This is a genomic window from Microbacterium enclense (genome assembly GCF_004022425.1).
Lineage (GTDB): Bacteria > Actinomycetota > Actinomycetes > Actinomycetales > Microbacteriaceae > Microbacterium > Microbacterium enclense_A.
Map to the genome: position 1 here is coordinate 1 of NZ_RBZY01000086.1, position 7,603 is coordinate 7,603.

8 protein-coding genes and 1 tRNA gene are annotated in these 7,603 nt (G+C 70.9%); 3 read left to right on the forward strand and 6 right to left on the reverse strand.

What is annotated here, in order from left to right:
• Both D8Y23_RS15455 and D8Y23_RS15460 read left to right on the forward strand, forming a co-directional pair.
• On the forward strand, positions 1-158 hold a 158-nt coding region (locus D8Y23_RS15455), incomplete at its 5' end, for a winged helix-turn-helix domain-containing protein (protein WP_164878276.1).
• A gap of 56 nt (positions 159-214) precedes the next feature.
• Positions 215-1,663, forward strand: coding sequence for a sensor histidine kinase (locus tag D8Y23_RS15460; protein ID WP_428844485.1), 1,449 nt, complete (start codon positions 215-217; stop codon positions 1,661-1,663).
• On the opposite strand, the gene D8Y23_RS15465 is transcribed toward D8Y23_RS15460, so the two are convergent.
• The 6 genes from D8Y23_RS15465 to D8Y23_RS15490 all read right to left on the reverse strand — a co-directional run bounded on the left by D8Y23_RS15465 (position 1,657) and on the right by D8Y23_RS15490 (position 7,235).
• A complete protein-coding gene (locus D8Y23_RS15465) occupies positions 1,657-3,210 on the reverse strand; it encodes an FAD-dependent oxidoreductase (RefSeq protein ID WP_128218959.1) in 1,554 nt (517 codons plus the stop codon). The two genes, D8Y23_RS15460 and D8Y23_RS15465, sit on opposite strands and share 7 nt — an antisense overlap.
• Entirely contained in the window at positions 3,210-4,085 is an 876-nt protein-coding gene (locus D8Y23_RS15470; RefSeq protein WP_128218960.1) for an FAD:protein FMN transferase, read from the reverse strand. The genes D8Y23_RS15465 and D8Y23_RS15470 overlap by 1 nt, the downstream gene beginning before the upstream one ends.
• 4 nt (positions 4,086-4,089) lie before the next feature.
• On the reverse strand, positions 4,090-4,578 hold the full coding sequence (locus D8Y23_RS15475; RefSeq protein WP_128218961.1) for an FMN-binding protein: 489 nt from the start codon (positions 4,576-4,578) through the stop codon (positions 4,090-4,092).
• Positions 4,579-4,689: 111 nt separating this feature from the next.
• Entirely contained in the window at positions 4,690-5,724 is a 1,035-nt protein-coding gene (locus tag D8Y23_RS15480) for a ribose-phosphate diphosphokinase (protein ID WP_128218962.1), read from the reverse strand.
• Positions 5,714-7,162 (reverse strand): bifunctional UDP-N-acetylglucosamine diphosphorylase/glucosamine-1-phosphate N-acetyltransferase GlmU, encoded by a 1,449-nt coding sequence (gene glmU / locus D8Y23_RS15485; RefSeq protein WP_128218963.1) that lies wholly within the window; start codon positions 7,160-7,162, stop codon positions 5,714-5,716. The genes D8Y23_RS15480 and glmU overlap by 11 nt, the downstream gene beginning before the upstream one ends.
• 1 nt (position 7,163) lies before the next feature.
• Positions 7,164-7,235: transfer RNA gene (locus tag D8Y23_RS15490), tRNA-Gln, on the reverse strand.
• A gap of 68 nt (positions 7,236-7,303) precedes the next feature.
• Here D8Y23_RS15490 and D8Y23_RS15495 point away from each other — a divergent pair.
• Positions 7,304-7,603: MarR family transcriptional regulator (locus D8Y23_RS15495; protein WP_128218964.1), on the forward strand; the 300-nt coding region annotated here is incomplete at its 3' end.

Sequence of the window (7,603 nt, forward strand, 5' to 3'; positions counted from 1 at the left end):
CGCAGATCCTCGACCGCGTCTGGAACTACGACTTCGGCGGACGTTCGAGCGTCGTCGAGCTGTACATCTCGTACCTGCGCAAGAAGATCGACGCGGGCCACGAGCCGCTCATCCACACCGTCCGCGGCGTCGGCTACATGATCAAAGCCCCCCAGTGACACGACCGCACACGCGGCCGAAGGCGCGCCACCGCTGGACGCTGCAGTCGCGACTGATGGTCGCGGTGATCGGCATGGTCGCGTTCATCCTGGTGATGATCGCCGTGTCCACGGGCGCGATCATCACCGGTGTGCTGCAGAGCAACCTCAGCGCCCAGGTGTCGGCGGCCATCCGCAACGTGCAGGGCGGTCCCACGTCGTCGGCGATCGCGTCGCTGGCGGCCGGTCCCTTCCCCGACGGCACGGTTCTCGTTCTTCGCAATCCCGACACGGGTGACACCGGCGCCTATGTCGACGGCCGCCTGGTGCGCGCGCTCGACGAGTCGCAGGTCGACGAGATCCGCGACGCGGTCGCGACGGGTCTCTCCACTGCCGAGTCCGACACCATCGATCTCCCCGGGCTCGGCACGTACCGCATCGGCGTGACCGTCGCGCCGTCCGGCACGGTCGCGGTCCTCGGTCTCCCCCTCAGCCAGGTCGTCTCGACGATCGGCACGATCCTCACGACGGTGGCCCTCCTCACAGCCGGCGGGCTGCTGCTGCTCTCCGCGATCATCGCCGTGGTGATCCGCGTGGGACTGCGTCCACTCCGCGCCGTCGCGGAGACGGCGACGCGCGTGGCATCCATCCGGATGGATCAGGGCGACGTGACCATCGACGAGCGCGTCCCCGCGGAGCAGGTCGACGACCACACCGAGATCGGGCAGGTCGGCACGGCCCTGAACTCGCTGCTCGACAGAGTCGACGCCTCCCTCGCCGCCCGCCAGCGCAACGAGGAACTCATGCGGCGATTCGTCGCGGATGCCAGTCACGAGCTGCGCACTCCCCTGGCATCCATCCGCGGGTTCTCCGAGCTGTCGCTGCGCGCGATGCGCCAGGCGCAGGACGACGAGAGCCGCCAGCGCATCGAGATGGCCGTCGAAACGACCGAGCAGTCGCTCGAGCGCATCCAGGCGCAGTCCCTGCGGATGACGACGCTCGTCGAAGACCTGCTCCTGCTCGCCCGGCTCGACGAGGGGCAGGAACTCGTCTACGGCACGGTCGATCTCACCCGCCTCGCCGTCGAGGCGGTCGGCGACGCGCGTCCCGCCGGGCCCGATCACGCGTGGGCGATCGACCTCGACGGCGAACCGGTCGAACTGGCCGGCGACGCGGCACGGCTGAACCAGGTCATGGCGAACCTGCTCGCCAACGCCCGCACCCACACGCCCGCCGGCACCGTGGTCACCGTCTCGGTCGCGCGCGACGGTGACGACGCCGTCCTGCGGGTGCACGATGACGGCCCGGGTATCGATCCGGCCGTCGCCGCGCAGTTGTTCGAACGGTTCGCTCGCGCCGACCGTTCCCGCGATCGGAAGACCGGCGGCACCGGACTCGGGCTGTCCATCGCGAAGGCGATCGTCGAGGCCCACAACGGCACGATCACCGTCCGCAGCGCGCCCGGCGACACCACGTTCGAGGTGCGGCTCCCCGCGAAGCCACGGGATCCCGCGGCTTCTCAGTAGCCCGCGAACGCGTCGGTCGTCAGCGACTTCGCCCGGGCGAGCGCGGGCGCGAGCGCGGCGATCAACCGCGGCGGTCCGGACACGTAGGCCGCGCGCTGCGCGATGTCGGGAACCGCGCGCACGAGCGCATCGGCATCCACGCGGTCGGGTCCGGCCCACACCCACCCGACCGGGAGGTCGCGCGGCTCGTCCCGGGAGAAGACCACGACCGGGATGCCACTGGCGACGATGTCGTCGCGGAACGCCAGCTCGCTCGCTTCCGACACGACGTACACGAGCACGACGTCGCGGCTCTGACCCGTGGCCGCGAGGTGCCGCAGTTGAGACACGAACGGCGTCACACCGATGCCGGCCGCGACGAGGAGCACGGGCGACGTGGGGCGGGCGGGCAGCACGAAGTCGCCCCAGACACCGGTGACGGCGAGCGTGCCGCCGACGGGTACGTCGGCGAGGGCGCGCTTGTACGACGACTGCGAGCCGTCCTTGAACGCGATGCGGACGGTCGGCAGGTCCTCCGGCGCCGACGCGATCGAGAACTCGCGCCGCGTGCCGCGGGCGTCGGGGCGACGGTGCGGCACGTCGAGTTCCAGATACTGCCCGGGCGAGAACGAGAAGGGCCGTGCCGCGCGGAACGTGAGCTCGCGGACCGTCGGAGTGAGGTCGCGACGGCCCTCGACCCGCAGCCGGACGGCGGCGCGCAGGCAGAACAGGAACGCGACGAGGTTGCCGATCAGCAGCGCGCGCTCCTGTCCGAGGGTGATGCCGCCGAGCGCGATCGGCCAGCCCGCGAGCACGCCGACGACGATCGCGACGACGATCTGCTGTCGACGGCGCGGCGGGAGGGTGAGCGGCTCGGACAGCATGAACGCGCCGAGGAACAGGAACGGCGACGAGAACGCGACCTGCAGCAGTACCGCGGGCACGTCGACGGGGAACCCCGCCGCCTGGAACTGCACCGTCGTGCGGACGAATGCGACCGTCGCGGCCACGACCCAGAACACCGCGACGACCGGCAGCCGGTCCGTGCGGGCGAGGAGCAGCAGCCCGAGCACCAGGACAGGGCCCGCGAGCCACGGCGACCCGACCCACCAGGCCGACCCTCCGAGCTCCGGCGCCCAGACTCCGACGACGGTGAGCACGGTGGCTCCGGTCGCCGCGGGGTTAAAGACGTGCCGCCCCCGCCAGGCGAGCAGGTACTTCGACAGGGATGCCACGACCCCGGCGAGCACGAGACCCGCGAGGCCCAGCGGTTCCACGGTGGGACGTAGCACGAACAGGAGAATCGCGGCGGTGATGAGCGAGGACTCCAGGCGCCGTGGCATCCGGAGCACGCTCTGCGCGACGAGATCCGTCACGCCGCACGCCAGTGCGAGCACCACGGTGCTGATGAGGATCTCGAGCGGGTCGGGCACCACGAGACCCGCGAAGGCCAGGCCCAGGGAGATCACCGTCAGCAGACCCAGCGCCCCGAGGACGAGCCGGTACATGGACACGCGGCCGAGGAGGCCGCGGACACGGGTCGACCCCGCGGTCAGGGTGGTGCTCATCAGAAGATCTCTCCCTCGAATCCGGGCGACCACTCCACGCGCCCGTCGGTGCTCATACGCACCCACGGCGCGTCCCAGGCGGCCGCGAGGTGCGGCCCGCCGTCGAAGAACAGTGCGGTGGCGAGGGCGTCCGCACGCATCGCGGTGTCGGCGATCGCCCACGTCGCCGCGTACGCCTGCGCCGGCGCCCCCGTCCGGGCGTCGAGCACGTGGTGCAGGCCCTCGCCCCACGCGCGGCGAGTGATCGCCGACGCGCACAGCGCCGCGTCGCGCACCTCGACCAGACCGATCGCGCGCGTCGGATCGTACGGATGCTCGAGTCCGATCCGCACCGGCGCGCCCCGGATGGCGAGATCACCCGAGCCGTCCACGACGACATCGCCGTCGACCGCGGCACGCACGGTCTCGAGGACGCGATCGACGAGCCGCCCCTTGCCGAGCGCGCCCACGTCGAGCGTCGCCGGGTGCGACAGCGACAGGATGCCGCTCCCCCACGTCACGACGTCGCGCCAGTCGGGCGCGGGCTGCGGTGCACCCCAGGGGGCCAGGGTGAGCCGCGCGTCGTACCCGAGCCGAGCGAGCGAGTCCCCCACGAGCGGGTTCACCGCGCCGTGAGTCGCGACGTCGAGCTCGTCGTACAGCGCGAGCATGGCATCCGTGTCTTCGGGCGCTTCGGCGGATGCCACCCGCCCGTCCGCGAGGGCGGACACCAGCGAGTCCTCGCGGAAGCGGGACCATTCGCGGTCGAAGCCGTCCACGACGTGGGCGACCGCGCGCCGGTCGGCGGCGGACAGCGGACGAGCCGTCTCGATCGTCCACGCGGTGCCGATCGCTTCGAACGTCCACACCGAATCGGTGGTGGTCGCCGCGGTCATGGGGTCAGGCCTTCGCCTCGGACTTGATGGTGTCGAGGGCCGTCATGAAGCCACCGCTGGTGAGTGAGGATCCGGCGACCTTGCTGACCGAGATCTCGTCGATGTTCTTGCCGACGACCTCGTCCTTGATCCCGCCGATGAACTCGCTCTGGTATCGGCGCGATTCGGCGGCCTGCGGGTCGCCGGTCACCGTGACGTCGGTGACCGTGTCGCCCGCGATCGTCAGGGTCACGTCGACCGTCTCCACGCTCTCGGGCGTGGCGTACTGACCCGTGGCCTCGTACGTGCCGTCGGCGTAGACGCCGGTCGACGCTCCACCGGCCGCGGCGCTGGTGCTCGGCGCCGAGGAGACGGCCGGAGCGGCGGACGACTCGGCGGGAGCGGCGGCCTCGGTGCTGCCACCGGCGCAGCCGGCGAGCGTGACGATTCCGGCAACACCCACGAGAGCGGTGCCGATGCGGACGGGGCGGGGGACGGCGGTCGTGCGGATCATGAGGGTCCTCTTTCGGTCGTGCCTCGCGGAGCGATCGTGCTCACGGTAGGGACACGATCTCGCAGTGAGCCTGGTTCAGACTTCACCGAACCTATGAACCGACCATGAGGGTCAGGCGTCGCCGCCGAACATGCTGGTGACCGAACCGTCCTCGAAGACCTCGTGGATGGCGCGTGCGAGGAGGGGCGCGATCGGAAGGACGGTGAGGCGGTCGAACCGGCCCTCGGCGGGAATCGGAACGGTGTCGGTGACGACGACCTCATCGATCGCGGGGTCCTGCAGACGCTCGGTGGCGGGGTCGCTGAAGATCGCGTGGGTCGCGGCCACGATGACCTTGCGCGCGCCGCTGGCCTTGAGCGCCTGGGCGGCCTTCTGGATGGTGCCGCCGGTGTCGATCATGTCGTCGACCAGGAGACAGGTGCGGCCGCTCACGTCACCGACGATCTCGTGCACCGAGACCTGGTTGGCGACCTTCGGGTCGCGACGCTTGTGGATGATCGCGAGGGGCGCACCGAGGCTGTCCGACCAGGTGTCGGCCACGCGGACACGGCCCATGTCGGGCGAGACGACCGTGAGGGTCTCGCGGTCTTCGCCGGTCAGGCCCTGCTCGAAGTGCTCGAGGAGGACGGGCTTGGCGAACAGGTGGTCGACGGGGCCGTCGAAGAAGCCCTGGATCTGGGCGGCGTGCAGGTCGACGCTCATGATGCGGTCGGCACCGGCGGTCTTCAGCAGGTCGGCGACGAGACGGGCGCTGATCGGCTCGCGGCCGCGTCCCTTCTTGTCCTGACGCGAATACGGGAAGTACGGCGCGACGACGGTGATGCGCTTGGCCGACGCGCGCTTGAGCGCGTCGAGCATGATGAGCAGCTCCATGAGCCATTCGTTGACCGGCGGGCCGAACGACTGCACCACGAAGACGTCGCAGCCGCGGATCGAGACCTCGAAGCGGGTGTAGATCTCCCCCGACGCGAAGGTCCGGTGCTCGGTCGGCGCGAGCTCGGTGCCCAGGTGCCGCGCGACCTCATGCGCCAGCTCGGGGTGCGAGCGACCCGAGGCGACGACGAGGCGCTTCTTTGTCTTGGCGACGAGCCCGGGGGCGATGCCGTTGTCGCGGTCGAGATCTACACGGTTCTTCTTACGAGCCATCGCGCGCTTCCTGTTCACCCCGGGCCCGCGCAGCGACGTCCGCCGCACCGGTGCCCGGTCGATTCTTCTCGACCCACCCCTCGATGTTCCGCTGGGGTGAAACGCTGAGTGCCAGCGCGCCGGGCGGAACGTCTTTTCGGATGACCGCGCCGGCACCGGTCTTGGCGCCATCCCCAATCGTAACGGGCGCCACGAAGACGTTGTGCGAGCCGCTGTGCACCTCGTCGCCGATGACCGTGCGGTGCTTGGCGATGTCGTCGTAGTTGGCGGTGATCGCTCCGGCGCCGAGATTGACGTTGCGCCCGATCTCGGTGTCGCCGATGTAGGACAGGTGCGGCACCTTGCTGCCCTCGCCGATCGAGGAGTTCTTCACCTCGACGAACGTGCCGACCTTGCCGTTGCGGCCCACGCGGGCGTTCGGCCGCAGGTAGGCGAACGGTCCGACGGTGGCACCGGCCCCGACGACCGCGAGCGTGGCGTCGGTGCGGGTGATCGTGGCATCCTCACCGATCTCGCAATCCACCAGGCTCGTGTCCGGACCGATCGTCGCGCCGGTCGCGACCACGGTCGCCCCGCGCACGTGGGTGTTCGGGAGGATCGTCACGTCGGGGGCGAGGACCGCGGTCACGTCGATCCAGGTCGTGGCGGGGTCGACCACCGTGACTCCCTCGCGCTGCCAGTGCCGAACGGTGCGGGCGTTGAGCGTGCGCCCGGCCTCGGACAACTGGATCCGGTCGTTCACCCCGAGCGCCGCCGCAGCATCGGGAGTGAGGGATGCCGCCACCCCCAGCTCCGCGTCGCGCAGCAGCGCCACCACGTCGGTGAGGTACTTCTCGCCCTGGGCGTTGGCGGTGCCCACGCGCGCGAGCTGCTCGCGCAACGGCGCCGCCCGGAACACGTAGACGCCGACATTGATCTCCGAGACGGCGGCCTCGGCGTCCGTGGCATCCTTCTGCTCCACGATCCGGCGCACGCCCCGGGCGTCGTCGCGGATCACGCGGCCGTACCCCTGGGGATCGTCGACGCTCGCGGTCAGCAGGGTGACCGCCGAGCCGCCCGTGCGGTGGGTCTCGACGAGCGCGGCGAGCGTGTGCGATTCGAGCAGCGGCACGTCGCCGCTGAGCACCAACACGTCGCCCGTGAAGTCCTCCAGCGCGCCGAGGGCGGCCTCGACGGCGCGGCCGGTGCCGGGGATCTCGTCCTGGTCGACGATCACGACGCCCGGCGCCAGCTCGGCGACGGTCTCGGCGACACGCTCGCGCTCGTGCCGCACGACCACGACGATGCGGGACGGGTCGAGGGATGCCGCGGTGTCGAGCACGTGTCCGACGAGCGGCCGACCGCCCACGGTGTGCAGGATCTTCGGCAGGCGGGAGCGCATGCGGGTGCCCTGACCCGCGGCCAGGACGACGACGGCGAGCTCGGTCGATGAGGTCATGCTCCGCCGCCAGGATTCGAACCTGGACCTAACAGCTCCAAAGGCTGTCGTGCTGCCGTTACACCACGGCGGATCGTGCCCGCGGGCACCGGTCAAGTCTGCCAGACGGCGACGCCCGGGCGTTCTCGACATAATGAACGAGTGAGCCGGGACAGCGACGAAGTCGATCGCATCGTCGAGGCGTGGGTGCGCCAGCGGCCCGACCTCGACTTCTCGCCGCTCGAGGTTCTCTCACGGGTCGCCCGCCTCGCGCGGCACCTCGACATCGCACGCAAAGAGGCGTTCCGGCGCAGCGACATCGAGTCGTGGGAGTGGGACGTGCTCTCGGCCCTCCGCCGAGCGGGAGAGCCCTATCAGCTCAGCCCGAAACAGCTGCTGCAGCAGACGCTCGTCTCCAGCGGCACCATGACCAACCGCATCGACCGGCTCGTCGCCCGCCGG

What these genes read in the sequence shown, in the direction of transcription:
- D8Y23_RS15465 (WP_128218959.1), bottom strand. Translation starts at nt 3,210, where the DNA reads ATGAGCACCACCCTGACCGCGGGGTCGACCCGTGTCCGCGGCCTCCTC.
- D8Y23_RS15475 (WP_128218961.1), bottom strand. Translation starts at nt 4,578, where the DNA reads ATGATCCGCACGACCGCCGTCCCCCGCCCCGTCCGCATCGGCACCGCT.
- D8Y23_RS15470 (WP_128218960.1), bottom strand. Translation starts at nt 4,085, where the DNA reads ATGACCGCGGCGACCACCACCGATTCGGTGTGGACGTTCGAAGCGATC.
- glmU (WP_128218963.1), bottom strand. Translation starts at nt 7,162, where the DNA reads ATGACCTCATCGACCGAGCTCGCCGTCGTCGTCCTGGCCGCGGGTCAG.
- D8Y23_RS15480 (WP_128218962.1), bottom strand. Translation starts at nt 5,724, where the DNA reads ATGGCTCGTAAGAAGAACCGTGTAGATCTCGACCGCGACAACGGCATC.
- D8Y23_RS15460 (WP_428844485.1), top strand. Translation starts at nt 215, where the DNA reads ATGGTCGCGGTGATCGGCATGGTCGCGTTCATCCTGGTGATGATCGCC.